Origin of the sequence: Actinomadura rubrisoli (genome assembly GCF_004349215.1) — a bacterium.
Classification (GTDB): Bacteria; Actinomycetota; Actinomycetes; order Streptosporangiales; family Streptosporangiaceae; genus Spirillospora; species Spirillospora rubrisoli.
Genome location: NZ_SMKU01000774.1, coordinates 1 through 690, shown reverse-complemented (window position 1 = coordinate 690; position 690 = coordinate 1). Strand labels below are relative to the sequence as shown.

1 protein-coding gene is annotated in these 690 nt (G+C 71.0%); it reads left to right on the top strand.

Going from position 1 to position 690, the window contains the following annotated elements; genetic code table 11:
* Positions 1-27: 27 nt before the first annotated feature.
* A partial coding sequence (locus E1298_RS47405) for a lytic polysaccharide monooxygenase auxiliary activity family 9 protein (protein WP_207945303.1) occupies positions 28-690 on the top strand: 663 nt, incomplete at its 3' end.

Below are 690 nucleotides of genomic sequence, written 5' to 3'. Positions count from 1 at the left end.
CCTCCCACCCCCACTGGAAGGATGTCCATGCGATCCCCTCGCTCCAAGGCGGCCGCCGCGGCCGTCGCCCTGCCCGCCGCGTCAGTGTGCGCTGTGCTGGCCTCCGCGGCGCCGGCCAGCGCGCACGGCACCATGTCCGACCCCCCCAGCCGCGTTTACGTCTGCAAGAACGAGGGCCCCGAGAAGCCCCAGTCCGACGCCTGCAAAGCGGCCGTCGCGGTCGCAGGAACCCAGGCGTTCTACGACTGGAACGAGGTGTCGCTGCTGGACGCCGGCGGACGGCACCGCCAGATCGTCCCCGACGGCCAGCTGTGCAGCGCGGGACGGGCGAAGTACCGCGGCCTCGACCTCCAGCGCGCCGACTGGCCCGCCAAGCGCGTCGCGCCCGGCCCGCTCACCATCACCTACCACGCGACCGCCCCGCACTCGGCGAGCAACTTCGAGTTCTACATCACCCGCGACGGCTGGGACCCCTCGCAGCCGCTGCGCTGGTCGGACCTCGTGTCCCTGCAGAACTTCAACCGGCAGAACCCCACCACGTTCACCAAGTGGACGCTCAACCTCCCGCAGCGCACCGGCCGGCACATCCTGTACTCGATCTGGCAGCGGGTCGTGGGCAGCAACGAGGCGTTCTACACCTGCTCCGACGTGGACTTCGGAGGGACGAACGAACCGGCGCCGCCCACCACC